The organism is Pectobacterium sp. A5351 (assembly GCF_028335745.1).
Lineage (GTDB): Bacteria > Pseudomonadota > Gammaproteobacteria > Enterobacterales > Enterobacteriaceae > Pectobacterium.
In genome coordinates this window covers 3,170,962-3,197,222 of sequence record NZ_CP116477.1, presented here as the reverse complement: position 1 = coordinate 3,197,222, position 26,261 = coordinate 3,170,962, and the positions used below count along the sequence as shown (strand labels likewise).

The 26,261-nt window shown below is 50.4% G+C and carries 23 protein-coding genes; 11 read left to right on the top strand and 12 right to left on the bottom strand.

Annotation, left to right across the window (positions count from 1 at the left end; translation table 11 throughout):
• Window positions 1-228: 228 nt before the first annotated feature.
• Complete coding sequence (thiI, locus tag O1Q74_RS14815; protein WP_271874302.1) at window positions 229-1,677, top strand: tRNA uracil 4-sulfurtransferase ThiI; 1,449 nt, start codon at window positions 229-231, stop codon at window positions 1,675-1,677.
• 191 nt (window positions 1,678-1,868) lie between these two features.
• On the opposite strand, the gene yajL is transcribed toward thiI, so the two are convergent.
• Both yajL and panE read right to left on the bottom strand, forming a co-directional pair.
• On the bottom strand, window positions 1,869-2,459 hold the full coding sequence (gene yajL / locus O1Q74_RS14810) for a protein deglycase YajL (RefSeq protein ID WP_271874300.1): 591 nt from the start codon (window positions 2,457-2,459) through the stop codon (window positions 1,869-1,871).
• Window positions 2,422-3,330 (bottom strand): 2-dehydropantoate 2-reductase, encoded by a 909-nt coding sequence (panE, locus tag O1Q74_RS14805; RefSeq protein WP_271874297.1) that lies wholly within the window; start codon window positions 3,328-3,330, stop codon window positions 2,422-2,424. The genes yajL and panE overlap by 38 nt, the downstream gene beginning before the upstream one ends.
• 188 nt (window positions 3,331-3,518) lie before the next feature.
• Here panE and O1Q74_RS14800 point away from each other — a divergent pair, with 188 nt between their 5' ends.
• On the top strand, window positions 3,519-4,010 hold the full coding sequence (locus O1Q74_RS14800; RefSeq protein ID WP_271874295.1) for a YajQ family cyclic di-GMP-binding protein: 492 nt from the start codon (window positions 3,519-3,521) through the stop codon (window positions 4,008-4,010).
• 56 nt (window positions 4,011-4,066) lie between these two features.
• Here O1Q74_RS14800 and O1Q74_RS14795 read toward each other — a convergent pair whose 3' ends face one another.
• The 8 genes from O1Q74_RS14795 to O1Q74_RS14760 all read right to left on the bottom strand — a co-directional run bounded on the left by O1Q74_RS14795 (window position 4,067) and on the right by O1Q74_RS14760 (window position 13,091).
• On the bottom strand, window positions 4,067-5,431 hold the full coding sequence (locus tag O1Q74_RS14795; RefSeq protein WP_271874293.1) for an MFS transporter: 1,365 nt from the start codon (window positions 5,429-5,431) through the stop codon (window positions 4,067-4,069).
• A 235-nt stretch (window positions 5,432-5,666) separates the two neighbouring features.
• On the bottom strand, window positions 5,667-6,557 hold the full coding sequence (gene cyoE, locus O1Q74_RS14790; protein ID WP_271874292.1) for a heme o synthase: 891 nt from the start codon (window positions 6,555-6,557) through the stop codon (window positions 5,667-5,669).
• Between the two features lie 14 nt (window positions 6,558-6,571).
• Window positions 6,572-6,904, bottom strand: coding sequence for a cytochrome o ubiquinol oxidase subunit IV (locus O1Q74_RS14785; protein ID WP_271874290.1), 333 nt, complete (start codon window positions 6,902-6,904; stop codon window positions 6,572-6,574).
• The gene (locus O1Q74_RS14780; RefSeq protein WP_271874288.1) at window positions 6,904-7,518 is read right to left on the bottom strand and encodes a cytochrome o ubiquinol oxidase subunit III; all 615 of its coding nucleotides are present in this window, start codon (window positions 7,516-7,518) and stop codon (window positions 6,904-6,906) included. Before O1Q74_RS14780 ends, O1Q74_RS14785 begins: the two co-directional genes overlap by 1 nt.
• Window positions 7,508-9,499: a cytochrome o ubiquinol oxidase subunit I gene (gene cyoB / locus O1Q74_RS14775; RefSeq protein WP_180742247.1), complete on the bottom strand. Its 1,992-nt coding sequence runs from the start codon at window positions 9,497-9,499 to the stop codon at window positions 7,508-7,510. The genes O1Q74_RS14780 and cyoB overlap by 11 nt, the downstream gene beginning before the upstream one ends.
• Window positions 9,500-9,503: 4 nt before the next feature.
• Window positions 9,504-10,541, bottom strand: a complete 1,038-nt coding sequence (gene cyoA / locus O1Q74_RS14770) for a cytochrome o ubiquinol oxidase subunit II (protein ID WP_271874285.1) — start codon at window positions 10,539-10,541, stop codon at window positions 9,504-9,506.
• A gap of 424 nt (window positions 10,542-10,965) precedes the next feature.
• Entirely contained in the window at window positions 10,966-12,453 is a 1,488-nt protein-coding gene (gene ampG, locus O1Q74_RS14765) for a muropeptide MFS transporter AmpG (protein ID WP_271874282.1), read from the bottom strand.
• A 59-nt stretch (window positions 12,454-12,512) separates the two neighbouring features.
• The gene (locus O1Q74_RS14760) at window positions 12,513-13,091 is read right to left on the bottom strand and encodes a lipoprotein (RefSeq protein ID WP_015839344.1); all 579 of its coding nucleotides are present in this window, start codon (window positions 13,089-13,091) and stop codon (window positions 12,513-12,515) included.
• Window positions 13,092-13,427: 336 nt separating this feature from the next.
• Between O1Q74_RS14760 and bolA the strand changes: the two genes are divergently transcribed.
• The 9 genes from bolA (at window position 13,428) to O1Q74_RS14715 (ending at window position 24,159) form a co-directional block, all read left to right on the top strand.
• A complete protein-coding gene (gene bolA / locus O1Q74_RS14755; RefSeq protein WP_271874277.1) occupies window positions 13,428-13,742 on the top strand; it encodes a transcriptional regulator BolA in 315 nt (104 codons plus the stop codon).
• A 315-nt stretch (window positions 13,743-14,057) separates the two neighbouring features.
• Complete coding sequence (tig, locus tag O1Q74_RS14750; RefSeq protein WP_271874274.1) at window positions 14,058-15,362, top strand: trigger factor; 1,305 nt, start codon at window positions 14,058-14,060, stop codon at window positions 15,360-15,362.
• 499 nt (window positions 15,363-15,861) lie between these two features.
• Entirely contained in the window at window positions 15,862-16,485 is a 624-nt protein-coding gene (gene clpP / locus O1Q74_RS14745; protein ID WP_014700831.1) for an ATP-dependent Clp endopeptidase proteolytic subunit ClpP, read from the top strand.
• A gap of 163 nt (window positions 16,486-16,648) precedes the next feature.
• A complete protein-coding gene (gene clpX / locus O1Q74_RS14740; protein ID WP_271874270.1) occupies window positions 16,649-17,923 on the top strand; it encodes an ATP-dependent protease ATP-binding subunit ClpX in 1,275 nt (424 codons plus the stop codon).
• Between the two features lie 192 nt (window positions 17,924-18,115).
• Window positions 18,116-20,497 (top strand): endopeptidase La, encoded by a 2,382-nt coding sequence (gene lon / locus O1Q74_RS14735; RefSeq protein ID WP_271874268.1) that lies wholly within the window; start codon window positions 18,116-18,118, stop codon window positions 20,495-20,497.
• A gap of 197 nt (window positions 20,498-20,694) precedes the next feature.
• Window positions 20,695-20,967 carry a nucleoid-associated protein HU-beta gene (gene hupB, locus O1Q74_RS14730; RefSeq protein WP_271874266.1) on the top strand — a complete coding sequence of 91 codons (273 nt, stop codon included), beginning with the start codon at window positions 20,695-20,697 and terminating at the stop codon, window positions 20,965-20,967.
• 270 nt (window positions 20,968-21,237) lie between these two features.
• Window positions 21,238-23,118 carry a peptidylprolyl isomerase gene (gene ppiD, locus O1Q74_RS14725; RefSeq protein ID WP_271874265.1) on the top strand — a complete coding sequence of 627 codons (1,881 nt, stop codon included), beginning with the start codon at window positions 21,238-21,240 and terminating at the stop codon, window positions 23,116-23,118.
• Between the two features lie 138 nt (window positions 23,119-23,256).
• A complete protein-coding gene (locus tag O1Q74_RS14720; RefSeq protein WP_271874263.1) occupies window positions 23,257-23,622 on the top strand; it encodes a ComEA family DNA-binding protein in 366 nt (121 codons plus the stop codon).
• 138 nt (window positions 23,623-23,760) lie between these two features.
• Entirely contained in the window at window positions 23,761-24,159 is a 399-nt protein-coding gene (locus O1Q74_RS14715; protein WP_271874262.1) for an acyl-CoA thioesterase, read from the top strand.
• A gap of 76 nt (window positions 24,160-24,235) precedes the next feature.
• On the opposite strand, the gene queC is transcribed toward O1Q74_RS14715, so the two are convergent.
• Both queC and O1Q74_RS14705 read right to left on the bottom strand, forming a co-directional pair.
• Window positions 24,236-24,931 (bottom strand): 7-cyano-7-deazaguanine synthase QueC, encoded by a 696-nt coding sequence (gene queC / locus O1Q74_RS14710; protein WP_271874260.1) that lies wholly within the window; start codon window positions 24,929-24,931, stop codon window positions 24,236-24,238.
• Window positions 24,932-25,056: 125 nt separating this feature from the next.
• Window positions 25,057-26,133 carry a PLP-dependent cysteine synthase family protein gene (locus O1Q74_RS14705; protein ID WP_271874258.1) on the bottom strand — a complete coding sequence of 359 codons (1,077 nt, stop codon included), beginning with the start codon at window positions 26,131-26,133 and terminating at the stop codon, window positions 25,057-25,059.
• Window positions 26,134-26,261: the final 128 nt, after the last annotated feature.

Below are 26,261 nucleotides of genomic sequence, written 5' to 3'. Positions count from 1 at the left end.
ATACGCCGTTGGCTTGTGGCGGCAGAGCGTGGTGTTGCGTTTGGTCATCCGTGGATGCGCAACAATTATACGGTTAAAGCGCACAGTATATCTTCATATAATGATATACTCCGCGCTCTGGATGCTATTGGTAAAATCATCTCTGTTCCGCTGATTTTACCGATAACGTGATTTTAGTGCTCAGGGTAAATTTATTTACGCCTTTCTGACCAAGTAACGACAGCCACCATGAAGTTTATCATTAAATTGTTCCCGGAAATCACCATCAAGAGCCAATCTGTGCGGTTGCGCTTTATCAAGATTCTAACCGGAAACATTCGCAACGTATTAAAACACTATGATGAAACGCTGGCGGTTGTCCGTCACTGGGATCATATCGAAGTTCGGGCCAAAGACGAAAGCCAGCGTTCAGCAATTCGTGATGCGCTGACGAGAATTCCGGGTATTCACCATATTCTGGAAGTGGAAGATCACGCCTACACCGACGTGCACAATATCTTTGAACAGGCGCTGGCGCTGTATCGTGAGCAGTTGGAAGGCAAGACATTTTGTGTGCGGGTGAAACGCCGCGGTAAGCATGAATTTAGTTCACAGGACGTAGAGCGCTACGTCGGCGGTGGTCTGAACCAGCATATTGAAACGGCGCGAGTCAATCTCACTGCGCCGCAGGTGACTGTGCATCTGGAAATCGAGCAGGACCGTTTGCTGCTGATTAAAGGACGTTATGAAGGGATCGGCGGCTTCCCGATCGGTACGCAGGAAGATGTGCTGTCGCTGATTTCCGGTGGTTTCGACTCTGGCGTATCCAGCTATATGCTGATGCGTCGCGGGTGTCGCGTGCATTACTGCTTCTTTAACCTTGGCGGTGCGGCACACGAGATTGGTGTGAAACAGGTCGCACACTATCTGTGGAATCGTTTTGGTAGCTCACACCGAGTACGCTTTATTGCGATTGACTTCGATCCTGTTGTCGGTGAAATTCTGGAGAAGGTTGACGATGGCCAGATGGGCGTCGTATTGAAGCGCATGATGGTGCGCGCGGCCTCCAAAATTGCTGAGCGTTATGGTGTTCAGGCGCTGGTGACCGGTGAAGCGTTAGGGCAGGTTTCCAGCCAGACGTTGACCAACCTGCGTTTGATCGATAATGCCTCCGATACGCTGATTCTGCGTCCGCTGATTTCTCATGATAAAGAACACATTATCAAACAGGCTCGCGAACTGGGAACGGAAGATTTCGCCAAAACGATGCCGGAATATTGCGGTGTGATCTCGAAAAGCCCGACGGTGAAAGCGGTAAAAGCGAAGATTGAGGCCGAAGAAAGCCACTTTGATTTTGCTATTCTGGAGCGTGTGGTGAGCGAAGCGCGGAATATTGATATCCGTGAGATCGCTGAACAGACCAAGCAAGAAGTGGTTGAAGTCGAAACGGTCGCGTCGTTTGCCCCAACCGACGTGCTGCTGGATATCCGTGCGCCGGATGAACAGGACGATAAGCCGCTTGAGCTGGATCAGGTCGAAATCAAATCCTTACCGTTCTACAAGCTGGGTACGCAGTTTGGCGATTTGGATCAGAGCAAAACCTACCTGCTTTACTGCGAACGTGGCGTGATGAGCCGCTTGCAGGCGCTGTACCTGCGTGAGCAAGGCTTCAGCAATGTGAAGGTATACCGTCCGTAATAGGAATAAGGCGTGAGCCTTGAACTTATCCGTGGGGCGAAAATGGTGGTAAAGGATAGAAGAGTAAAGCGTTTGCGCCAGGGATGGCGCAATCCGAGCGTACAGGGATGTATTTACAGCGTCTTTACGATCTATCCATTACCACCACTTGATGAGCAAAATCAGGCGCGCAAACGCCTTTCTCATTTATGCTAATCACGATAGTTATGAATGCCCGGCGGCAGGATGAGCTGCTCGGCAACCTCGGCAGCTTTTTCTTTCCCTAGCAGTAAATCGATGATCTTCAGTGCAAAATCCATGCTAGTACCGGGCCCTTGCGTAGTGAGCAGATTCACGCGCGGATCGTAGACGACGCGTTTCTCCATCCATTTTTCTGGTGCGATCTTCTCTTTAAATGCCGGATAACCCGTCATGTTTCCCATAGGAAACAGCTGATGATATTCAAGCACCAGCGCAGGCGTTGCGCACATTGCCGCAACAATTTTTCCTTCCAGATGCGCTTGTCGAATGCATTCCACCAGTATTGGGCTATCACGGAAGCACTCCGCACCTTGCAGCCCACCCGGTAATACCAGCACATCAAAAGGCCGATCGGCGACGGTAGCCAGCGGCGCATCCGCCAGCAGTCTTACCCCGCGTGAGCAGACGATTTCAAGATTGCCATCGCCAGCGACGCTGGCAAGCGTTACCTGAATGCCTGCCCGGACAAGCAAATCGATGGTTGTGACGGCTTCAGTTTCTTCACTACCAGGTGCCAGACACACCAGTGCCGATGCGGTCATAATCATTTTCCTTTTGCTTAATGTAGTCAAACAGACGGGCATTTTCGGGGAGCGTCAGACCGTGGAGACGCGCACGGTGCAGTAAATACCCGGTAATGTAGTCAATTTCGGTATGTCGCTGCGCGATGATGTCCTGCAACATCGATGAGGTGTTTGCCGCGGTGTTCTGAATAATTTGATTCACGTAGGGCAGCAGGCTATCTCGCGATGTATGGAAACCTTCTCGTTCCATGACGCTGCCCACTTCCTGACAAAGCGACGCAATCAGTTCCGGGTACGCAGAAAGCTCGCCATTGGTGCAATGATACTTCACCGTGAGCGGATTGATGACGCAGTTAGCCGCCAGCTTCAGCCAGCAGGTGGCGCTAATGTTGGTGTGCCAGGCCACATCAGGCAAAGCATGGTGCAGCACTTCCGCCAGATGACTTTGGCTGCTGTCGCCGTTAAAGGTGCCGATATGCGTTGTACCAGCGGCAACATGCACAACGTTGGTCGCGTCGCGCCGGGCGGCATGGGTGGTGATACCCAGTACCAGCGGCTGCTGTAGCGACGGTAATTCTTCCCGAGTGCCCATCCCGTTGTGTAAAAGCAGAATTGTGCAATGCGGGTTGAGCTGTGGCAACAGCACGCTAACGGCATCGGAAACCTGCCAGGCTTTTAACGTCACCAGCAGCAGTTCGCTTTGGGCAAGATGTGCGGGATCGTTAGCCGTCAGGTTGAGATTACAGTGCTGACCATCCAGCATGGTGACATTGACCGGACAATAGGGTTGTGGAATGCGCAGCCATCCCTGGACATCATGCCCTTGCTGATGCAACGCGGCGAGCCAAAGTTGGCCCAGCGCGCCACAGCCAAGAACGGTGATTTTCATGTGCGTCTCCCTTATTTGATGCGGGCGCTGTCGTTCTGCCATCATAGGCTATGATTCACGTTACGATCTTGTGCTATTCGGCCTGTTTACCCGATGCCGCGTAAAAACCGGGATCGCGTCTGGCATCTTGCTTATCGCAGAAGAGCGGTTATTATGCTCGCCAGCCAAATTTGTCAGGAGAGCGAATTATGCCATCTTTCGATATTGTTTCGGAAATTGATATGCAGGAAGTCCGTAACGCGGTGGAAAATGCGACGCGCGATTTGAGCACCCGTTGGGATTTTCGTAATGTTCCGGCTAGCTTTGAACTGAATGAGAAATCACAGAGTATCAAAGTGGCCAGCGAGTCAGATTTTCAGGTACAACAGCTGGTTGATATTCTGCGCGAAAAGTTGCTGAAACGCGGGATTGAAGGCGGTGCGTTAGACGTCCCGGAAGAGTTCGAGCATAGCGGTAAAGCGTACAGCGTGGAAGCGAAGCTGAAGCAGGGCATTGAGACTACGCAGGCGAAGCAAATCGTCAAGCTGATCAAAGACAGCAAGCTGAAAGTGCAGGCGCAGATTCAGGGTGAACAGGTTCGCGTCACCGGTAAATCACGTGATGATTTGCAGGGTGTGATGGCGCTGATTCGTGGTGGAAATCTGGGGCAACCGTTCCAGTTTACCAACTTCCGCGATTGATGTTTTTGAGTCATCCGCCTATTAACAGTAAGGCCAGCGAAAGCTGGCCTTACTGTTTAGTTCTGTCCGACCAACTGCTCTAACTGCTGCCTATTGGTTTTCTTATTATCGATCTTCACATAGGCACTCTGCTCATCTGGCACGACCACAACGTCGGCAACGCCGGGTTGGGTACGTATTTTCTGTTCCAATTCACTATCGCGTAGTGCTAAATCAGGCAGTGTAATTCTCAGGCTGCTGAGATAAGGCGGTTCTTGCATGGTGAAGCTGACCAGTAGCCAGATGGTCGAAATGGCTGCGCCAGCTATAAACACGGCAGAAGCACCATAAAGCTCAAACAGTCCGCCGCCGAGGCTCCCGCCAATTGCTACACCGATAAACTGCGTGGTGGAGTAAACGCCCATCGCCGTGCCTTTGTATCCCGCCGGCGATTCCTTGCTAATCAGCGATGGCAATAAGGCTTCCATGACGTTGAAAGCCAGAAAGAACAGCTGCACACCGATGATAATTTGCCAAAGATGGTTACCCGCTGCCCATAAGACAACTTCTGCGGCGATCAACACCACGATACAGCCGATGAAGACCTGCCTCATTCGTCTTTTGACTTCGGCATAAATGATGAAAGGCACGACGCCGGCAAAAGAGATCAGCATGGTGGTCAGATAGACTTTCCAATGGTCCTGCGGCGCTAGCCCCACAGATTCCATTACGCGCGGTAGAGCGACGAAGCTCGACATCAATAAAATATGCAGACACATAATACCGATATTCAGTTTCAGCAGGCGGCTATTGCCGAGCACTTTGCGGAAACTGCCACGCACCATCGCTGATTCTCGATTCAGAATGTGCTCAGGTGCGGAAGGAATCAGTGTCAGGGTAATGACAATACCTGCGAGTGACAGCAGGGCGATGCCCCAGAAAAGCGCTTGTAAGCCGAAGGCATGGGTAATGATCGGCCCCACGACCATCGCGATAGCAAAGGTGACGCCGAAGCTCACGCCGATAAATGCCATCGCTTTAGTACGGTTCTGTTCACGCGTCAGGTCGGAAAGCAACGCCATAACGGCGGCGGAGATGGCGCCTGCGCCTTGTAACGCCCGACCAAGGATAATCCCCCAGATGGAGTCGCTCAGCGCGGCGATAACGCTGCCGAGTGCAAAAATCAGCAGCCCTCCAACGATAAGGGGTTTTCTGCCGATACGGTCAGAAACCAGGCCGAAGGGGATCTGGAAAATAGCCTGCATCAGGCCATAAATACCAATTGCAATACCGATCAGCGCTTCACTGGCACCCTGTAAGGCCATGCCATAAGTGGTCAGAACGGGCAACACCATGAACATGCCAAGCATGCGCAGTGAAAAAACCGCTCCCAAACCCCATGTGGCACGCAATTCACCAGGGGTCATTTTATTATCGTTCATTCGTACCTCGGAAAACAATTGGCGCTATTTTAGTGCGTTATCGACCATACAGTAAACGATAGGTTTGTTACGTGATTTGGCGGAGGATTATGTGGGGGAGAGGGAAATAAAAACACAGAGTGCGTTTTTCAACGTCGCTTATGACAGCACGAGAGATGGCGAATAAGGAAGCTCACAATAAAAAACAGGTGGAAGAACCACCTGTTTTTCTTAATGTATAGCGCACTGCTTGTGATTAACGCAGGTAGGTCAGCAGGACTTCATGCGCTGGGGCCATGGAGTCCACAGACATCATGACGCTCAGTGAGGTAATCGCGACGATTGAGAAAACGAACAGTTTTCGTGCCCATACGCGGTCATCAATCGCATTTTTATAGCCTGACAGCGCCATACCCAGCCACCACACGCTAACGGCGGCGGCAACAACCAGATATTTGTAGCCTGCGTAACCGCCGAGAGACAGCATCAATGTTGCGATCGCAAACGCCAAGATATATAGCGTAATGTGGTTTTTCGCAACGGAGATACCTTTCACAACGGGCAGAACCGGGATGTTGGCTGCCTGATAATCCTTAAAGCGGAAAATCGCAATCGCGTATGAATGCGGCATTTGCCACAGGCTAAAGATCAGTAGCAGAATCAACGCACCAGCATCGAACTGGTTGCTGACGGCGCAGTAACCGATAACCGGAGGCGCTGCACCGGACAGGCTGCCAATGAGCGTGCCATAAACAGAATGCCGCTTCATATACAGGCTATAAACACCGACATACACGATGAAGCCCATCACCGCCAGCCACATGGCCAGCGGATTAGCCGCGATGTACAGCAGAGCAAAGCCCGCAATACCTAACAGCGATGCGTAAACCAGCGTTACCTTCAGCGAAATCAGTCCTTTTACCAGAACCCGATTTTTGGTTCTCTCCATTTTCTTGTCGATGTCGCGGTCAATGACGTTGTTAAACACGCAGCCAGATGCAACGACTAACGACACACCCATAAGGGTGGCGAGAAACAAGGGATAATCAATGCGGCCCTGGGCCGCAAGGAGAAATCCACCGATAACGGAAATCAGATTTCCGAAAATAATTCCTGGTTTAGTAACTTGCAGGTATTGCTTAATCATCTTTTACGGCTCGGTTACTGGATCATCATGTTGTGGTGTGCGCTCATCATAATCCAGATGGAGCCCACGACGACAATGGCGATAATCAGGACGGCAAACACAAGAGCCACCACGTTCCAGCGCTCTTCTGAGGACATATTCAGGTGCAGGAAGTACACCAGATGCACCAGAATTTGAACGACTGCACATCCCAGCACCGTGAAAAGAATGGCGCTATGAGACGCAGTGCCGTTCATCACCATACTGAAAGGAATGACGGTCAAAATAACTGACAGTACGAAGCCTATCACGTATGACTTAACACTACCGTGGCTGGCACCTGAATGATCGGTTGTTGAATGACTCATTACATCGCCCCCAGCAGATAAACAACGGTGAAGACACAGATCCATACCACATCGAGGAAGTGCCAGAACAGGCTAAGACACATCAGACGCGTTTTGTTGGTTGCAGTCAGGCCACGTTGTGACACCTGAACCATCATGATGATTAACCAAATCAGACCGCCCGTTACGTGGAGCCCGTGAGTGCCGACCAGTGCGAAGAAGGCAGACAGAAACGCACTGCGATCCGGGCCATATCCTTCAGAGATCAGATAATGGAATTCATAGATTTCCATCCCGATAAACACCAGGCCGAACAGGAAAGTCACCGCCAGCCAAGAAATGACCTGTGACTTATTGCCCTTATTCATGGCGATCATCGCCATGCCGTAGGTAATACTACTGAACAGCAAAGCGAAGGTTTCCACCAGCACGAAGGGTAGTTCAAAGATGTCCTTCCCGCTTGGGCCACCGGCAGTACCGTTAACCAGTACTGCATAGGTTGCGAACAGTGATCCGAAAATGATCAGGTCGCTCATCAGGTAGACCCAGAAGCCGAATACTTTATTGGCTCCTGTGTCGTGGTGCCCATGCTCGGCATGGGCTGTATTGTGGTTAGTCAGAGTTTCAGTTGACATGTTTCACGCCTGCCTTACTGAGTTGATCAAAATTCTGATTCTCAATTTGCTCAATTTCTTTAACCGGCACGTAGTAATCCACGTCTTGATTAAAGCTGTGCACAATCCAGGTCACAATCATGCCTGCGAAGCCAGCGATGGCCAGCCACCAGATATGCCAGATCATGGCAAAACCGAATACCAGGCTGAATGCGGAGATAATCACACCGGCACCGGTGTTCTTCGGCATGTGAATTTCTTCATAGCTGGCTGGACGCTTGTAAGCTTCACCTTTCTCTTTCGCTTCCCAGAACGCATCACGCTCGTCAACATGCGGCACGACAGCGAAGTTGTAGAATGGCGCAGGAGAAGAGGTTGCCCACTCCAGCGTACGTCCACCCCACGGATCGCCCGTCAGGTCACGGTTCTGGTGACGGTCACGGATACTGACGTAGAACTGGATCACCTGACACAGCACACCGATACCGATCAATACCGCACCGATGGAAGCCACGACCAGTAAGGCGTGGAACTCAGGGTTGATTTGTTGGCTCAAACGACGCGTCATCCCCATGAAGCCGAGGATATACAGCGGCATGAAGGCAACGAAGAAGCCGATAATCCAGAACCAGAACGCACGTTTACCCCAGGTTTCGTTCAGGGTGAAGCCAAAGGCTTTCGGGAACCAATAGGTAATACCTGCGAAGCAGCCGAACACGACGCCGCCGATGATCACGTTATGGAAGTGAGCAATCAGGAACAGGCTGTTGTGCAGGACAAAGTTCGCGCCCGGTACGGCCAGCAGGACCCCGGTCATCCCACCGATGGTGAAGGTGATGATGAAGCCTGTGGTCCACAGCATCGTAGAGTGGGACTGAATACGACCTTGATACATGGTGAACAGCCAGTTGAAGATTTTAACCCCGGTCGGGATTGAAATAATCATGGTGGCTATACCAAAGAAGGCGTTGACGTTCGCGCCGGACCCCATGGTAAAGAAGTGGTGCAGCCAAACGATGAACGACAGAACCGTAATCGCAATGGTTGCCCATACCAGTGAGGTGTAGCCAAACAGCCGTTTTTTACAGAAGGTGGCAACCACTTCGGAGTAAACACCAAAGATCGGCAGGACCAGAATGTAAACCTCAGGATGACCCCATGCCCAAATCAGGTTGATGTACATCATCATGTTGCCACCCATATCATTGGTAAAGAAATGGGTGCCGAGGTAACGGTCAAGCGTCAGTAGCGCAATGGTAACGGTCAATATCGGGAATGCAGCGATGATCAGCACGTTGGTACACAATGCCGTCCAGGTAAATACTGGCATTTTCATCAGCGTCATGCCGGGGGCACGCATCTTCAGAATGGTGGCGAAGAAGTTAACACCCGTCAGCGTGGTACCGATACCGGATATCTGTAGACTCCATATCCAGTAATCGACCCCGACGCCGGGACTGTACTCCTTCCCTGACAGCGGCGGATAGGCAACCCAACCCGTCTGCGCGAACTCACCGACCCCAAGAGAGAGGTTGATCAAGATAACGCCGACAACAAACAGCCAGAAGCTGAGGGAGTTCAGGAATGGGAAAGCTACGTCACGCGCACCGATCTGCAAAGGAACCGCCAGGTTCATCAGACCAACGACAAACGGTGTCGCCACGAAGAAGATCATGATCACACCGTGCGCGGTGAAAATCTGATCGTAGTGGTGAGCGTTTAGGAAGCCTTCTTGCCCTGCAGAAGCCAGAACCTGCTGGCCGCGCATCATGATGGCATCGGCAAAACCACGAATCATCATCACCAGACCGACGATGATGTACATGATACCGATTTTCTTGTGGTCGACGGAGGTGAACCACTCGGCCCACAGCCATTTCCACTTACCGAAATAGGTTATTGCCGCCAGCAGCGCAAGGCCGCCAACGATGATCGCCGCCACGGTGACCATAATGATGGGTTCGTGGTACGGAACCGCATCGAGTGTAAGTTTTCCGAACATCGTATTATCCCTCGGCTCCTTTGTGCGAGCTATGCTCGCCCATGTTCATGCCGTCGCCGTGTTGCATACCCTCACCGTGTTGCATGTTTTCATCGTGCTTCATGCCCTCACTGTGTTGCATGCTTTCGTCAGACTTCATGCTTTCACCATCATGCTTCATGCCTTCACCATGATGTTGCATGTTCATGTCGTTGCCTATGAATTTGCGAATAAGATTATTGAACAAATCCGGCTGGACACTGGAGAAATATTCGACAGGATGGAATTCACTTGGCTTAGCCAAAGTGTTGAATTCATCCATGGTATTCAGTGTCTTGGAGGACGCACGAACGTTCGCAACCCACTGGTCGAACTCTTGTTGAGTCGGTGTGGCAATTGCGGTGAACTTCATACCAGAGAAGCCTTTACCACTATAGCCGCCAGAGATACCGTCATACTTGCCCGGTTCGTTAGCGATCAAGTGGAGCTTCGTCTGCATTCCGGCCATGGCGTAAATCTGTCCACCAAGGCGAGGAATGAAGAAGGAGTTCATCACGGAGTCGGATGTAATCTTGAATGCAACCGGTACGTTGGCAGGGAAAGCCAGTTCGTTAACCGTCGCAATGCCCAGATCCGGGTAAACAAACAGCCATTTCCAATCAAGCGAAACAACTTCGATATTGATAGGTTTGACGTCTGATTCCAATGGCTTGTAGGGATCAAGCGAGTGGGTCGTCTTCCAGGTAATCGTGCCAAGAATGACGATAATGATAATTGGTACAGTCCAAACTACGGCTTCTATCTTATTGGAGTGTGACCAATTCGGGGTATATTTTGCCTTTTCATTGGAAGCACGGAACTTCCAGGCAAAAGCTATCGTCATAACGATGACGGGAATCACAACGATCAACATCAGCCCGATGGCAGTCAGTATTAGCGATCTTTGCTCTAACCCGATCTCTCCTTTGGGGTTCATCAGCGCCATATCGCAACCGCTCAGCAGAGCTGTGGCTGCAAATAAAGACAGCATCCCAAAAATTTTATTGTATTTCCTGAGTCTCATCTAGCGACCTCAATAACAAGGGCTCTATTGTCATTTCACGCGAGCGGGCATTTTACGGGAAGGTTACTGCACTGTAAACATGATTAAGGTTATGTCAGCCGTTTGTTGCTGGTTTTTGCCCTTAATGTCACAAGAATAGCCAAAATAAAAATAATTTTTAAAAACAGCAAATTAAGTGGCTACTCCGATAAGAGTATGGATGGATAATAAGAAATTACAACTTGCGCTAACGCTTATTTTCTATTTCCGATTTAGTGAAATTTTTTGTTCAATCTGCGTTTTTGATAACGAATGAAATTAGTTTTGCGAGATTTTACGAGGAAATAAAATGCTTGCTAGCAAGATAATTATGGGAAAAATAATTAAATAAAGGAAAAGTGTAATAGGTTCAGGCAGCCTGTGAGCGCTGCCTGAACGAATATCGTCAGTGTGTTGACGGTTTTGATGCACGCCGAAGCGACAGATAATCCAACAAACTGCCGAAGAATATACCCAGCAGGGCGAGTGTACAGCCTGCGGCGAGCAGGTATTCTGCCAGTTGGGGCAATGAAGACCATTCTAGCGCATTGCTAATGAGTAGCATGAGCCACAGCGCCAGCAATATCACCCCTGAACCCAGTACATGTAAGGCCTTCCTGTAATAATTCTGGAAGTGTGTACGCAACTGAAAAGTATCGGTTTTCTGGGTGAATTCTAGCGTCTCGCGGCAAATCATCAGGATTGCCAGACCCGGTAAGGCAGCCAAAATCGAGAACAGATAGAACCATGCCCAGCCGTAGGATTCAACAAACCAGCCTGCGATAGGCCCAACGTACACCCGTCCGACGGCCGCAAGGGCGGAAAGCAGGGCAAACTGTGTGGCTGAGAATGATTTATTACACAGCGTCATCAAGAGCGCGACGAATGCCGCTGTCCCCATCCCACCACAGAGATTTTCCAGGAAAACTGCGGTAGCCATAGTGAATAGACTTTTGGCGGTGATAGCCAGCAGCCAATATCCCGCGTTGGATACGGCCTGAAGGATGCCAAACAGCATCAATGCTCTGAACAACGAGAGCCGCTGCATCAATAATCCACCGTAAATCGCCCCTACGATGGTGGCGAAGAGTCCAAGCGTTTTGTTAACCAGCCCGACATCACCCGCATTGAAACCAACGCCGCGTATCAGGAAGGTGGTCGTCAGGCTGATCGCAAAGGCGTCACCGAGCTTGTATAAAACGATAAGCAGAAGAATAAGCCAGGCGTTGTTGCGTTCGAAGAAATCGCCTAGGGGGGCAACAATGGCTTGCTCCATGGTGCGCGGTGCCGGTTGGCTATTTAGCGGTTCCGGTGCTAACAGGGTGGCGAACACGCCGATCAGCATGAGCCCTGCGATGAGCCAATACGTTGCTTGCCAGCCGAGATAGCGATCCGCCATCCACAGGGCCAGCCCGCCAGAAACCAGCATGGCCAGACGGTAGCCTAAGACCGATGTTGCCGCGCCCGTGCCGCGTTCTTCCGGGGGGAGTAAATCCGTTTTATAGGCATCAAAAACAATATCCTGAGAAGCAGAACAGAACGCGACCATCACGGCCAGCGCTGCCAGCCACCAGAGATCGCGTGCCGGATTCATAAATCCCATGCCAATAATGGCAGCAATGAGCAGGAGTTGACTGAGTATCAGCCAGCCACGGCGCCTGCCAAGAAACGGTGGGGTATAGCGATCCATGAGGGGGGACCACAGAAACTTGAATACGTAGGCTTGACCAACCAAAGAGAAAAAACCGATGGTTTTCAGATCGACATTCTCGACAGTCATCCAGGCTTGCAATGTGCCTGATGTCAATGCCAGTGGTAAACCGGAAGCGAAGCCAAGCAACAGCATAAAAAGCGAATTACGTTGGCTGAATAAAGCAATGATGCGACTAAACATGAAGAGTCCTTTCCCTTGCTCCGAGAGCGTTCAGGAGCAAGGGAAGCGGCATACAGAAATTAACGGGCGTTTTCTTTGACGAAGCTACTTACACTGGTGTCTTGCGCCATGTCGTTGATAACATCGCCCAGCACCGTGTTAACCGCATCGGTGATTTTGTCGTTGCTGGCGGTGAACGCGCCCTGAACGTTATAGGTTGAGCGGTAGTTTTTCACCTGCTTGTTGCCATTTGCTGCCTGAGAAATGATGGAGATATCTGCTTTGGTCGTGATGTTGTAGCGCAGGTTTCCTTCAGAAACATCGGCGTACAGGTGGTTAACCACAATCTGTAAAGCGACCGGGCCGCCCGTGCCGATCATATAACCACGCGCGGTCATTTGTTTCTCCAGCGCTTCTTGCAACAGGAAGCGCAGATCGCGGGAAGGCGTCAGCGTAATCAGCTGGCCGTCGCGATTCACTTTTGCCAGCGCCTGGTCGGCGCGCTGGTCTGCACCGTTGATGCTAATCGTTACGCCCATCAGGGTCGGATCCTGAGAAGGCAGGCTAATTTTAGGCGTGATGTTCAGCGTGTTGCTTTTTGCTGCACAGCCTGCAAGCAGAATTACGGCCAGTAGAGGGAAAAATAATTTTTTTAACATTCGTATTTTCTCAATAATGATTAGTGTGGTGAGCCGATAAATATTGTTGATATCATATCATCGCCACAGGCAGGAAAAAGAGCCGATAGCAGGTAAATTGTTCTGAAATTCATCTTTTTCGTGCCATTGGCCTGAAAAAACCGTTTTTATCACATCAAAACCGTCGATGAGATATCAAGGCGTTGCGAATACTTTTCTTCTTTGTCAGACCGTTTTTACGCATAACAGGTTGAAAAAACGCTAAGGTTATAATGATTCGGGCATCGGTGAGTCGCAGTTGAGTGGCAGTAATGTCGCGTTGATATCACATTTTCCCCAAGCCGAAAGGGTAGTCGTATGATGCGTGAAACGATAGAAGAAAAGCTGCGTGTGGGTTTTGAACCCGTTCATTTAGAGGTGTTCGATGAAAGCTATCGTCACAACGTGCCTGCGGGAGCGGAAAGCCATTTTAAAGTTGTGTTGGTCAGCGATAAATTCACGGGGGAACGCGTAATTGGGCGACACCGCGCGGTTTATGCCGTACTGGCTGAGGAACTGGCGGGGTCGGTGCATGCGTTAGCGTTACATACGTATTCGACAAAAGAGTGGGCTAGTTTGCAAAATGCCGTCCCTTCTTCACCACCTTGTGGTGGTGCAGGCATCCTTTCTTAGTCATTAATATGGCCCGTTCCTGACATATCGGGGCGGGTTACTGACTAAAAGTGTGAATCTGTTGCTGTAATAGTCCACCCGCCGTTCTCGACTCATCCTCTCTATACCGCTATAATACCGCGTCTATTTTTCCTGAATGTATTCGAGACGCTTCTGACTACAGGGAACGGGGTTGGCAATTTCCCGGTTCTGCGAGGTTTGTTTAACGCTGTGCACCTTAGTGCCAGTTTTGAGTCAGCCTTGCTGTCGTGAGATTTTTCGTCGCGAGAATAGTTTTGGGGTTGACCGATCACTGTGATTTTTTGAGGTAACAAGATGCAAGTTTCAGTTGAAACCACTCAAGGTCTGGGACGTCGCGTAACGATTACCGTTGCTGCTGACATCATTGAGAGTGCGGTGAAGAGCGAACTGGTCAACGCGGCCAAAAAAGTACGTATTGACGGTTTTCGTAAAGGCAAAGTGCCGATGAATGTTGTTGCTCAGCGTTATGGTGCCTCTGTGCGTCAGGACGTACTGGGTGACCTGATGCAGCGCAACTTTGTTGACGCTATCATCAAAGAAAAAATTAATCCGGTTGGCGCGCCTAACTACATCCCTGGCGAATACGCTGTAGGCGGCGACTTCACTTACTCTGTTGAGTTTGAAGTGTACCCGGAAGTTGAACTGAAAGGTCTGGATGCGATCGAAGTTGAAAAACCGGTCGTTGAAGTGACTGACGCTGACGTTGATACCATGCTGGAAACGCTGCGTAAGCAACAGGCGACCTGGAAAGAAACTGACCGCGCTGCGGCAGCGGAAGATCGTGTCACTATCGATTTCACTGGCTCTATCGACGGTGAAGTCTTCGAAGGCGGTAAAGCTTCCGATTTCGTTCTGGCAATGGGCCAGAATCGCATGATCCCAGGTTTTGAAGATGGCGTCGTTGGGCACAAAGCGGGTGAAGAATTCACTATCGATGTGAACTTCCCTGAAGATTACCACGCGGAAAACCTGAAAGGAAAAGCGGCTCAGTTCGCTATCGTCCTGAAGAAAGTAGAAGAGCGTGAACTGCCTGAACTGACTGAAGAATTCATCAAGCGTTTCGGCGTGGCTGATGGTTCTCAAGAAGGTCTGCGTGCTGAAGTCCGTAAAAATATGGAACGTGAGCTGAAAGGCGCGGTGCGTAACCGTGTGAAAACTCAGGTTCTGGACGGACTGATCAACGCAAACGACATCGATGTGCCAGCGGCGCTGATCGATGGAGAAATCGATGTTCTGCGTCGTCAGGCTGCGCAGCGTTTTGGCGGTAACGAGAAGCAAGCGCTGGAATTACCGCGTGAGCTGTTCGAAGAGCAAGCTAAACGTCGCGTTGTTATCGGTCTGTTGCTGGGCGAAGTCATCAGCAGCAATGAACTGAAAGCTGATGAAGCACGCGTTAACGCACTGATCGAAGAGATGGCTTCTGCTTACGAAGATCCGCAGGAAGTTATCGAGTTCTACGGCAAAAACAAAGAGCTGCTGAATAATATGCGTAACGTCGCGCTGGAAGAGCAAGCGGTAGAAACTGTGCTTGCTAAAGCGAAGGTTGTTGAGAAGTCAGTAAGCTTCAACGAGCTGATGAATCAAACCGCTACAGCATAAACCACGTTTATCGCGTAGCAGGGAACTTTCCCTATCAAAAGCCCGTGCCTTATGGCGCGGGCTTTTTGCTTATGTTCTAACGCGATGCTGATAGTGACCGTTCGGCCGTGCTTTATCTCGGTGTTTACCCCACAACGCTTGTCGTATAGACGAGGAATGGCAGCCTGAAATTGCACTATTATTAAATCAGGCAAAGAATTTATGAGGTCAGGCAAGGAGTTAAACCACAGGTTTGCCGTGCCGATAACGTGTTAATAATAAAATAATTGGCTCTTTAATAGAGAGCGATTGATAGTGTAAGCTTGAAATTCAATGCGCGTGCCCCCACTCACTGAAGAGGAAAAGTAGGCACAGCAGGTAAGGATTCTCGGCCGTATAGGTTGTTCAGCCGTGGAGGGATAGGGTTCCGTAGTCATCCCCCCCTATCTCTAGTAGAATTGAATGCAATGCTTGAACAACGGAACAAGAGTGCCGGACGCATTTTATCTAGGAGACGTGAATGTCATACAGTGGCGAACAAGAAAGACAAGCACCTCATATGGCGTTAGTGCCGATGGTGGTTGAACAGACCTCTCGTGGGGAACGTTCTTACGATATCTATTCCCGTCTGCTAAAAGAACGGATAATCTTCCTGACTGGTCAGGTTGAAGATCACATGGCGAATCTGGTTGTGGCACAGATGCTGTTTCTGGAAGCCGAAAACCCAGAAAAAGACATTTATCTGTACATTAACTCTCCAGGTGGCGTCATTACTGCCGGTATGTCCATTTACGACACCATGCAGTTTATCAAGCCGGATGTCAGCACGATCTGTATGGGACAGGCTTGCTCAATGGGCGCGTTCCTGTTAACTGCGGGTGCCAAAGGCAAACGTATTTGCCTGCCTAACTCGCGCGTGATGATTCACCAGCCGTTGGGCGGTTTCCAGGGGCAGGCGACGGATATTGAGATCCATGCCAAAGAAATACTGAAAGTGAAAGCCAAGATGAATGAGCTGATGGCGAAACATACGGGTCAACCTCTTGAAGCGATAGAGAGAGACACCGAGCGCGATCGTTTCCTCTCTGCCAGTGAGGCTGTAGAGTACGGTTTGGTAGATTCCGTATTCACTAACCGCGGGTAATCATTCGCCATAGTCGTGGTCTGGTGTAGCTAAAAATCAGTGTTCGACCGATAGTCTGTTGTGCGAGGTTATTTTACGCGTATTGGCTATAAGTATCGGCGTTCGTTGTAGCGGTATCGCTGTGGTTGGCCTGCGGGCAAAAGACGAAAAAGAGGTTTAACTCATGACAGATAAGCGCAAAGACGGTTCAGGAAAGTTACTGTACTGCTCTTTTTGCGGCAAGAGCCAGCATGAAGTGCGTAAGCTGATTGCCGGGCCGTCGGTGTATATCTGCGATGAATGTGTTGATTTGTGTAACGACATTATTCGCGAAGAAATTAAGGAAGTGGCGCCCCACCGTGAGCGCAGCGCGTTGCCGACGCCACACGAAATCCGCCGCCACCTTGACGATTACGTCATTGGGCAAGAGCAGGCCAAAAAGGTATTGGCCGTTGCGGTCTATAACCACTATAAACGCTTGCGTAATGGTGACAGCAGCAATGGGATCGAACTGGGTAAAAGTAACATCCTGCTGATCGGTCCTACCGGGAGCGGTAAAACGCTGCTGGCTGAAACGCTGGCGCGCTTCTTGGATGTGCCATTCACTATGGCGGATGCCACGACGCTGACCGAAGCAGGTTACGTCGGTGAAGACGTGGAAAACATCATTCAGAAGCTGCTGCAGAAGTGTGATTACGATGTGCAGAAAGCACAGCGCGGCATTGTCTACATCGATGAGATTGACAAGATTTCTCGTAAGTCAGACAACCCGTCGATCACGCGTGATGTTTCAGGCGAAGGTGTGCAGCAGGCGCTGCTGAAGCTTATCGAAGGGACGATTGCTGCGGTTCCGCCACAGGGCGGTCGTAAGCATCCGCAGCAGGAGTTCTTGCAGGTTGATACCTCCAAGATCCTCTTTATCTGCGGCGGTGCATTCGCGGGTCTGGATAAGGTGATCGAGCAGCGTACCGATACTGGTCGCGGCATTGGCTTTAATGCAACGGTTAAAGGGTCGGCTGACAAAGCAACAGAAGGCGAACTGTTAAGCAATGTTGAACCCGGTGATTTGATTAAATTCGGTTTGATTCCTGAGTTCATCGGCCGTCTGCCTGTGGTTGCGACGTTGAGAGAGCTGAGTGAAGAGGCGCTGATTCAGATTCTGCGCGAGCCGAAGAATGCGCTGACCAAACAGTATCAGGCTCTGTTCAATCTGGAAGGCGTTGAGCTGGAATTCCGTGATGAAGCGCTGACGGCGATTGCCAAGAAAGCGATGGCGCGTAAAACCGGTGCGCGTGGCCTGCGTTCTATCGTTGAAGCCGCTCTGCTGGATACCATGTATGACCTGCCATCGTTGGAAAGCGTGGACAAAGTCGTTATTGATGAATCCGTTATTGCGGGTCAATCCGAGCCATTGCTGATCTATGGTAAGCATGAAGCTCAGCAGGCCTCCGGCGAATAAGTAATCAATTAAGCCTGTGTCACAAAATAAAAATGGGGGATTTATCCCCCATTTGTTTTTTACACACATGCTGGTCGTTGAATGTGAGATATTTATCCCCATATACTCAAATACCTATTTGATGAAACCCGTGAAAACCGCGTTTCACGAGATTCCCATAACCTGGCGGAAACGAAACTAAGAGAGAGCTCTATGAACCCTGAGCGTTCCGAACGCATAGAAATCCCCGTATTGCCATTGCGCGATGTGGTGGTTTATCCGCACATGGTCATTCCGTTGTTTGTTGGTCGGGAGAAATCGATTCGGTGCCTTGAAGCCGCAATGGATCATGATAAGAAGATCATGCTGGTGGCACAGAAAGAAGCTTCAACGGATGAGCCAAGTATTAACGATCTTTTCTCGGTAGGGACGGTAGCCTCAATTCTTCAAATGCTGAAACTGCCTGACGGTACGGTAAAAGTGCTGGTCGAGGGGTTGCAGCGTGCCCGTATTACGACGCTTTCTGACGGTGGCGAGCATTTCGCGGCAAAAGCCGAATATCTTGATTCTCCGGCGATTGATGAACGCGAGCAGGAAGTGCTCATGCGCACGGCAATCAATCAGTTTGAGGGTTACATCAAGCTGAACAAGAAGATCCCGCCGGAAGTACTGACATCACTGAACAGCATTGATGATGCCGCGCGCTTAGCCGACACCATTGCCGCACACATGCCGCTGAAATTGGCTGATAAACAGTCCGTACTTGAAATGTTCGATATTACCGAACGTTTAGAGTATCTGATGGCGATGATGGAATCCGAAATCGACCTGCTGCAGGTAGAAAAACGGATCCGTGGCCGCGTTAAGAAGCAAATGGAAAAAAGCCAGCGTGAGTACTATCTGAATGAGCAAATGAAAGCTATTCAGAAAGAGCTGGGTGAGATGGACGACGCGCCGGATGAACATGAAGCGTTAAAGCGTAAGATTGAAGCGGCAAAAATGCCGAAAGACGCACGTGAGAAAGCCGAAGCTGAACTGCAAAAGCTGAAGATGATGTCGCCGATGTCGGCGGAAGCGACGGTAGTGCGCAGTTATATCGACTGGATGGTGCAGGTTCCGTGGAATGCGCGTAGCAAAGTGAAGAAAGACTTGCTGAAAGCGCAGGAAATGCTGGATACCGACCATTATGGTCTGGATCGTGTGAAAGAACGCATCCTCGAATATCTCGCGGTACAGAGTCGTGTCAGCAAGATCAGAGGGCCGATTTTGTGTCTGGTAGGGCCTCCTGGCGTCGGGAAAACCTCGCTGGGTCAGTCCATCGCCAAAGCGACCGGACGTCAGTATGTGCGTATGGCGTTGGGGGGGGTGCGTGACGAAGCGGAAATCCGTGGGCACCGCCGTACCTATATTGGTTCAATGCCGGGCAAACTGATCCAGAAAATGGCGAAAGTCGGTGTGAAAAATCCGCTGTTCCTGCTGGACGAGATCGACAAGATGTCTTCCGATATGCGTGGCGATCCGGCTTCTGCTCTGCTGGAAGTGCTCGATCCTGAGCAGAACGTGGCGTTTAACGATCACTATCTGGAAGTCGACTACGATCTGTCTGATGTGATGTTTGTGGCGACGTCTAACTCCATGAACATTCCGGCGCCGTTGCTTGACCGTATGGAGGTCATTCGTCTTTCCGGCTATACCGAAGATGAAAAACTGAACATCGCTAAACAGCACCTGCTGCCGAAACAGATCGAACGTAATGCGCTGAAAAGTGGTGAGCTGTCGGTAGAAGACAGCGCGATCGTTGGCATTATCCGTTATTACACGCGTGAAGCGGGTGTGCGTAGTCTGGAGCGTGAAATCTCTAAACTGTGCCGTAAAGCAGTAAAAACGCTATTGATGGATAAATCTACTAAGCATATTCAGGTTTCGGGCGATAATCTTAAGGATTTCCTCGGGGTACAGCGCTTTGACTATGGCCGCGCGGACGATGAGAATCGCGTAGGACAGGTAACCGGTCTGGCCTGGACGGAAGTCGGTGGCGATCTGCTGACAATCGAAACCGCCTGTGTGCCGGGCAAGGGGAAACTGACCTATACTGGTTCACTGGGTGAGGTCATGCAGGAGTCGATTCAGGCTGCGCTCACCGTAGTTCGCGCCCGTGCGGAAAAATTAGGCATCAATGCTGATTTTTACGAGAAGCGTGATATCCACGTTCACGTTCCAGAAGGTGCGACGCCGAAAGATGGTCCGAGTGCGGGTATCGCGATGTGTACCGCGCTAGTTTCTTGTTTGACCGGAAATCCGGTGCGTGCCGATGTGGCGATGACGGGGGAGATTACCCTGCGTGGTCTGGTGCTGCCGATTGGTGGTCTGAAAGAGAAGCTGTTGGCCGCACACCGTGGTGGTATCAAGACGGTATTGATTCCTGATGACAACAAGCGTGATCTGGAGGATATCCCACAGAACGTGATTGCCGATCTGGAAATCCATCCGGTGAAACGTATTGAGGAAGTGTTAGCGTTAGCGTTGCAGAATTCGCCTTCTGGCATGCAAGTGGTCTCGACCCCTAAAGCAAAGACCAAAGCCAAGGCAAAATAGTGACCTGTCGCAAAAACCCTTGAGAAAATCAGGGCTGGTGAGTGAAATCGTGCTTGCCAGCTTTTTTTTGTACCGCTAAGTTAGAGCACTGTTAGTTTTAGCCGTAACTGGCTAAGCATGACAGCATTGATAATAAGTTACGTGTCGCGTCTTGGGACATTGAAGCGCGATAAGAGAATTCCAGAGGGGATGACAGAGTGAACAAGTCACAATTGATCGACAAAATTGCCGCAGATGCTGATATTTCCAAAGCGGCAGCAGGGCGTGTGTTAGATGCAATTATTGGTTCCGTTACCGATTCCCTGAAAGAAGGGGATGATGTTGCTTTGGTTGGTTTTGGTACTTTCTCAGTGCGTGAACGTGCTGCTCGTACCGGCCGTAACCCGCAAACGGGTAAGGAAATCAGTATCCCTGCAGCAAAAGTACCAGGATTCCGTGCTGGTAAGACGCTGAAAGACGCCGTTAACTGATTATTACGTCACAGGTTTGGCTGATAACCACTTTGGGTGCCAAACAATACCTGACGCAATGATATTGGTAGGGTAAGATACGAGGCGCATCATTTTATGATGTGCCTTTTATTTATATAGGATTTTACATACCCGACACATGGCAGAACGTGGCGGGCAACAAGCTTAAGTGCGCCCTAGCCTTGTATTGGGCTATTGCAATCGCAAGGATGCATGGCTTCGGCCAGCGCAGGGAGTTTTATCCATTCTACAGCGGAGTGTTGTCACATTATGATGGACAATTTACGTACGGCCGCAAATAACGTCGTGCTCAAAATTATTCTTGCTTTGATCATCGCATCATTCGTTCTAACTGGCGTTGGTGATTATCTTATTGGTGGTTCAGGAGATTACGCTGCAAAGGTGAACGGGCAGGAAATTACCCGCGCACAGCTTGAGCAGGCGGTACAGAACGAACGCAGTCGTCAGCAGGAAGCCTTGGGTGAGAATTTCTCTCTTCTGGCGAGCAATGACGGTTACATGCAGCAATTGCGTAGGCAGGCACTCTCCCAACTCATTGATGAAACCTTGCTGGATCAGTATGCCAACAAGCTGGGGCTGAACATCAGTGATGAGCAAATCAAACAGGCGATCTTTGACGTTCCCGCGTTTCAGACAAATAACCGTTTTGATAATGAAAAGTATCTGGATCAGGTCCGTCGCCTTGGCGTAACACCGGATATGTATGCTCAGATGCTGCGTAAGCAACTGACGTCGCAACAGCTGATTCGCGGTTTTGGCAATACATCATTCCTGCTGCCGCAGGAGATCGATAATCTGGTGAAACTGGCTGCACAAGATCGCGTTGTCCGTTTGGCAACCATTGATATTGCGGCGAAAGCAAAAGCCCAGACGGTTGCTGACGATGAAGTTCAGAGCTATTACGATCAGAACAAAGGCAATTTCATCGCGCCGGAAGAATTCAAAGTCAGCTATATCGCGCTGGATGCGGCAAGCATCATGGACGGCGTGAAAGTAGACGATGCTGCCATCAGCGATTTCTACGAGCAGAACAAGAACGACTACTCCCAACCTGAGCGCAAAAAATTCAGCGTCATTCAGGTGAAGAATGAGGCCGATGCAACGTCTGTTCTGGATGCGCTGAAGCAAGGTGGTGATTTCGCTACGCTGGCGAAAGAAAAATCAACGGACATCATCTCGCGTCGCAACGGTGGCGATCTGGGATGGATGGACGAAAACAGCATGATTGATGAGCTGAAGCAGGCAAAACTGACGGAGAAAGGTCAGGTTTCCGGAGCGATTAAATCCTCTGTTGGCTATCTGATTGTGCGTCTGGATGATGTTCAGCCGCAGCAGATCAAACCGCTGAGCGAAGTGCGTGCTGAAATCGCTGAGAAAGTGAAGCATGAGAAAGCGCAGGATGGTTACTATGCGCTGCAGCAAAAAGTCAGCGAAGCGGCCAGCAATGACAACGAATCTCTGGCTTCAGCAGAAGAAGCGGCCGGTGTGAAAGCCACACAGACCGACTGGTTTACGCGTGAGAAGGTTCCTGCCGCGCTGAACTTCCAACCGGTCACGCAGGCTATCTTTAGCGGTGCGCTGCTGGGGGAAAACGGTGCCGCGGGCAATAACTCCGATGTGATTAACGTTGAGGGTGACCGTGCTTTCGTTCTGCGTATCACTGAGCACAAGCCTGAAAGTACTCGCCCTCTGGATCAGGTTCGTACCGAAATCGTAGAGACATTGAAACGTCAGAAGGCTGAACAGCAGGCTCGTATCGACGCTGAAAAAATTCTGGCTGAGTTGAAGCAAGGTAAAGACGACGCGCTGAAAGCAGCAGGGTTGAGCTTTAGCGAAGCAAAAACGATGTCTTCACTCTCTCAGGGTGATGCAACGGCTGAAGCTATTTTTGCTATGCCACATCCAGAGAAGGATAAGCCGTCTTATGCGATTACTCAGGATCAAGCCGGTAATGTTGTGCTGGTCGCGCTGGATAGCGTGACGCCACATCAGCTAAACGATGAGCAGAAAACACAGTTTGCCAGTCAGGTTCAGCAAGGTTCTCTGGGAGCGTTGTTCGATTCTCTGCTGTCCAGCTTGCGTAGTGAAGCGAAAATCAAGATGGGCAACGCGGCGCAGGAACAGCAGTAAGCCCCGCAAAAATTTGCAAATCGTTGCAACAACCAAAGGCCGCTTTCGCGGCCTTTTCCACATTTAAATTCTGCTGTTTGCGGTGTTGATTGCTCTGCGGCAAGGTAGCCGTGCTGTCACACACATGGAGGAAACAGCATGAAAAAATCAGGAATAAAAGCACTGTGCTTAATCATTGGAATGAGTTTATCTGGGTTGCCATTACTGGTTCAGGCGGAACTTAAAGCCGCCGACAGCACGTCGACGGCAGTAAAGTCTGCTCCAACGGATCAGAAAGTGGAAAAAGTAACGCTTCCTGATGCCGACGAGGATAAAGTAAGCATTAATGCAGCGAGTGCTGCCGAGTTGGCCGACATCATGAACGGCGTCGGTCTGAAAAAGGCGGAAGCGATAGTTAACTACCGCGAGCAAAATGGTCCTTTTACTCAGATAGATCAATTAACGGAGGTACCGGGAATTGGGGCGGCGTTAGTTGAGCGCAATCTCTCTCGTTTAAAGCTGTGATTTTTTAAGCCCGTGATGTCTTTAAAATTGTGATATCAGTCGCAGCCCAGTCGAGCACTTTCTCTGGGCTGCGAACCTCTGCTAGGCTAATTATCAGGTCACACCCGTTGTCGGTTTTGTCACAGGAGTATTCCCGCTATGCAGGCGTTCATTACCGTTCGTGGTTATCACATAGATGTTTATCAGCACGTTAATAACGCGCGTTATCTGGAATTTCTGGAAGAAGCGCGTTGGCAATGGCTGGAGACCCAGCCCGCTTTTGGCTGGATGCATAGCAACAAAATCGCTTTCGTTGTAGTGAACGTCAATATCAACTACCGCAGACCTGCTGTTCTTGGTGATGTGCTGCGTATTGATAGCGAATTACTACAGATAAATACAAAAAGCGGCGTGATCAGCCAGAAGATAACCCGAGTGTCTGATGAAAGCGATGTGACTGATGCCACGCTGACGTTTGTCTGCATCGATTTATTGACGCAAAAAGCACTGCCGCTGGAGGGAGAACTGCTGGAACATCTAAACGAAATTCTCTGTTAACATAAAGCCGCAGGCCATTGCTGCGTGGCGTGGCCTACGGTTTTTACGTCGCGTGATGTTTCTGTGTTGTGACGTATTAGCGTAACCCTGCTTTCTGCTTCAGTGATGCCATGACAGCCGCGGAATCGTTTTGATATTGTGCGAGACCATTCGCGCGTAAATGGCAGGCGGTACATTGGCCACACCCATCACCCTTGATGCCGTTATAGCAGGTTAACGTGTGATAGCGCACCGTATCGAGTTGCTGGTAGTAATCCGCTAGCGCCCAGGTTTCCGCCTTATTGAGCCACATCAGCGGGGTTTCAAAACGAATGTCGCGGGCAATGCCTAATACAATAGCCTGATTTAGCGCCTTAACGAATTCGTCGCGACAATCAGGGTAGCCGGAAAAATCGGTCTCACACACGCCAGTAATGACCGTCTCGGCACCAACCTGATAGGCATAGATTGAGGCGAGCGTCAGGAAAAGAATATTTCTTCCCGGAACGAAGGTATTGGGGATGCCTTGCGCATTGGCGTCGTAATCAGGAACCGGGATGCTGTCGCGCGTCAGGCTGCTGGTGGCGAGCTCATTCAGTAAGCCTACGTCTAGCACCTTATGCGCCGTTGCACCCAACTTCAGGCTGAGTTCCTGGGCGATATCAATTTCCGCACGGTGACGCTGTCCATAATCGAAGGTAATACAGTGGACGTCATCATAATGTTGCAGGGCCTGAATCAGGCAGGTTGTGGAATCTTGTCCACCGCTAAAAACGACAACAGCACGCTTCATTCTTCATTCACCTTAACGCGACGCTAACCGCAATACGTCCGTAACGCACTGCGGTGTAAAGTCGCTATGTTACCTGAAAAATGGCTCGTATTCAGCGCCGCGGCTGCGTGCAGAATAGGGCTGTCTTACGCCAGACTGGGTTCAGGTATGAAAGGGGGCATCTCTCGGGTGTTCAGCGCATTGAGGTAAGGGCGAATGTCGCCGATATTTTTTTCTACCCAACTGCTGTTGTAGTAGGTATCCAGATAGCGTTCACCACTGTCGCACAGCAGGGTCACAATCGCCCCTTTTTGACCGCGGCTCATCATTTCTTTGGCCAGTTGCAGCATACCCCAGACGTTGGTGCCGGTAGAAGCCCCCGCCTTGCGGCCTAATACGCTTTCCAGCCAGTACAGTGTGGCGATGCTGGCGGCGTCCGGCACTTTGATCATGCTATCAATGACGTCAGGAATAAAAGAGGGTTCGGCACGCGGGCGACCAATACCTTCTATCCGGCTACCACATGGGCCAGTGATGGAGCGATCCCGCTGTTGGTAACAGTCGTAGAAGACAGAATGTTCTGGATCGACGACGACCAGTTGCGTATCCAGTCCCTGATAGCGAATGTAGCGCCCAAGCGTGGCTGACGTGCCGCCAGTGCCTGCGCTCATCACGATATAGTCTGGGACAGGATACGGTTCACGCGCCATTTGGCGGTAAATGCTGTCGGCAATATTGTTGTTGCCGCGCCAGTCGGTGGCACGTTCTGCGTAAGTGAACTGATCCATGTAATGGCCGTTCATCTCTTGTGCGAGCTGTTCAGATGCCGCATAGATTTGCCCTGCCTGTTCGACAAAATGGCAGCGCCCGCCATAGAACGCGATTTGCTCAACTTTTCTTTTTGCAGTGCAGGAGGGCATGACGGCGATAAACGACAGGCCAAGCAAGCGGGCAAAATACGCCTCTGACACGGCAGTGCTGCCGGATGACGCTTCGATAATCGGTGTGCCTTCTTTAATCCAACCGTTGCACAGGCCATAGAGAAACAAGGAACGCGCCAGACGATGCTTCAGGCTGCCGCTGGGGTGTGTGCTTTCATCTTTGAGGTAAAAATAGATACCGGGGTAATCCGGCAGGGTCAAACGGATAAGATGCGTATCAGCCGAACGCTGAAAATCTGCTTCGATAGCGCTGATGGCATTTTTAACCCAGACATTGGTCATGATGAAAACTCGGTTAGACAGTGATGTGAATAGAGTAACGAGTTTTCAGGATAAAAAAATTACCTTTTTATCTCTTCATGGGGTGTTTTAGGGAATATTTTACTCCTGAATTGTTTTAATAGGGATGA

What these genes read in the sequence shown, in the direction of transcription:
- thiI (WP_271874302.1), top strand. Translation starts at nt 229, where the DNA reads ATGAAGTTTATCATTAAATTGTTCCCGGAAATCACCATCAAGAGCCAA.
- yajL (WP_271874300.1), bottom strand. Translation starts at nt 2,459, where the DNA reads ATGACCGCATCGGCACTGGTGTGTCTGGCACCTGGTAGTGAAGAAACT.
- panE (WP_271874297.1), bottom strand. Translation starts at nt 3,330, where the DNA reads ATGAAAATCACCGTTCTTGGCTGTGGCGCGCTGGGCCAACTTTGGCTC.
- O1Q74_RS14800 (WP_271874295.1), top strand. Translation starts at nt 3,519, where the DNA reads ATGCCATCTTTCGATATTGTTTCGGAAATTGATATGCAGGAAGTCCGT.
- O1Q74_RS14795 (WP_271874293.1), bottom strand. Translation starts at nt 5,431, where the DNA reads ATGAACGATAATAAAATGACCCCTGGTGAATTGCGTGCCACATGGGGT.
- cyoE (WP_271874292.1), bottom strand. Translation starts at nt 6,557, where the DNA reads ATGATTAAGCAATACCTGCAAGTTACTAAACCAGGAATTATTTTCGGA.
- O1Q74_RS14785 (WP_271874290.1), bottom strand. Translation starts at nt 6,904, where the DNA reads ATGAGTCATTCAACAACCGATCATTCAGGTGCCAGCCACGGTAGTGTT.
- O1Q74_RS14780 (WP_271874288.1), bottom strand. Translation starts at nt 7,518, where the DNA reads ATGTCAACTGAAACTCTGACTAACCACAATACAGCCCATGCCGAGCAT.
- cyoB (WP_180742247.1), bottom strand. Translation starts at nt 9,499, where the DNA reads ATGTTCGGAAAACTTACACTCGATGCGGTTCCGTACCACGAACCCATC.
- cyoA (WP_271874285.1), bottom strand. Translation starts at nt 10,541, where the DNA reads ATGAGACTCAGGAAATACAATAAAATTTTTGGGATGCTGTCTTTATTT.
- ampG (WP_271874282.1), bottom strand. Translation starts at nt 12,453, where the DNA reads ATGTTTAGTCGCATCATTGCTTTATTCAGCCAACGTAATTCGCTTTTT.
- O1Q74_RS14760 (WP_015839344.1), bottom strand. Translation starts at nt 13,091, where the DNA reads ATGTTAAAAAAATTATTTTTCCCTCTACTGGCCGTAATTCTGCTTGCA.
- bolA (WP_271874277.1), top strand. Translation starts at nt 13,428, where the DNA reads ATGATGCGTGAAACGATAGAAGAAAAGCTGCGTGTGGGTTTTGAACCC.
- tig (WP_271874274.1), top strand. Translation starts at nt 14,058, where the DNA reads ATGCAAGTTTCAGTTGAAACCACTCAAGGTCTGGGACGTCGCGTAACG.
- clpP (WP_014700831.1), top strand. Translation starts at nt 15,862, where the DNA reads ATGTCATACAGTGGCGAACAAGAAAGACAAGCACCTCATATGGCGTTA.
- clpX (WP_271874270.1), top strand. Translation starts at nt 16,649, where the DNA reads ATGACAGATAAGCGCAAAGACGGTTCAGGAAAGTTACTGTACTGCTCT.
- lon (WP_271874268.1), top strand. Translation starts at nt 18,116, where the DNA reads ATGAACCCTGAGCGTTCCGAACGCATAGAAATCCCCGTATTGCCATTG.
- ppiD (WP_271874265.1), top strand. Translation starts at nt 21,238, where the DNA reads ATGATGGACAATTTACGTACGGCCGCAAATAACGTCGTGCTCAAAATT.
- O1Q74_RS14720 (WP_271874263.1), top strand. Translation starts at nt 23,257, where the DNA reads ATGAAAAAATCAGGAATAAAAGCACTGTGCTTAATCATTGGAATGAGT.
- O1Q74_RS14715 (WP_271874262.1), top strand. Translation starts at nt 23,761, where the DNA reads ATGCAGGCGTTCATTACCGTTCGTGGTTATCACATAGATGTTTATCAG.
- queC (WP_271874260.1), bottom strand. Translation starts at nt 24,931, where the DNA reads ATGAAGCGTGCTGTTGTCGTTTTTAGCGGTGGACAAGATTCCACAACC.
- O1Q74_RS14705 (WP_271874258.1), bottom strand. Translation starts at nt 26,133, where the DNA reads ATGACCAATGTCTGGGTTAAAAATGCCATCAGCGCTATCGAAGCAGAT.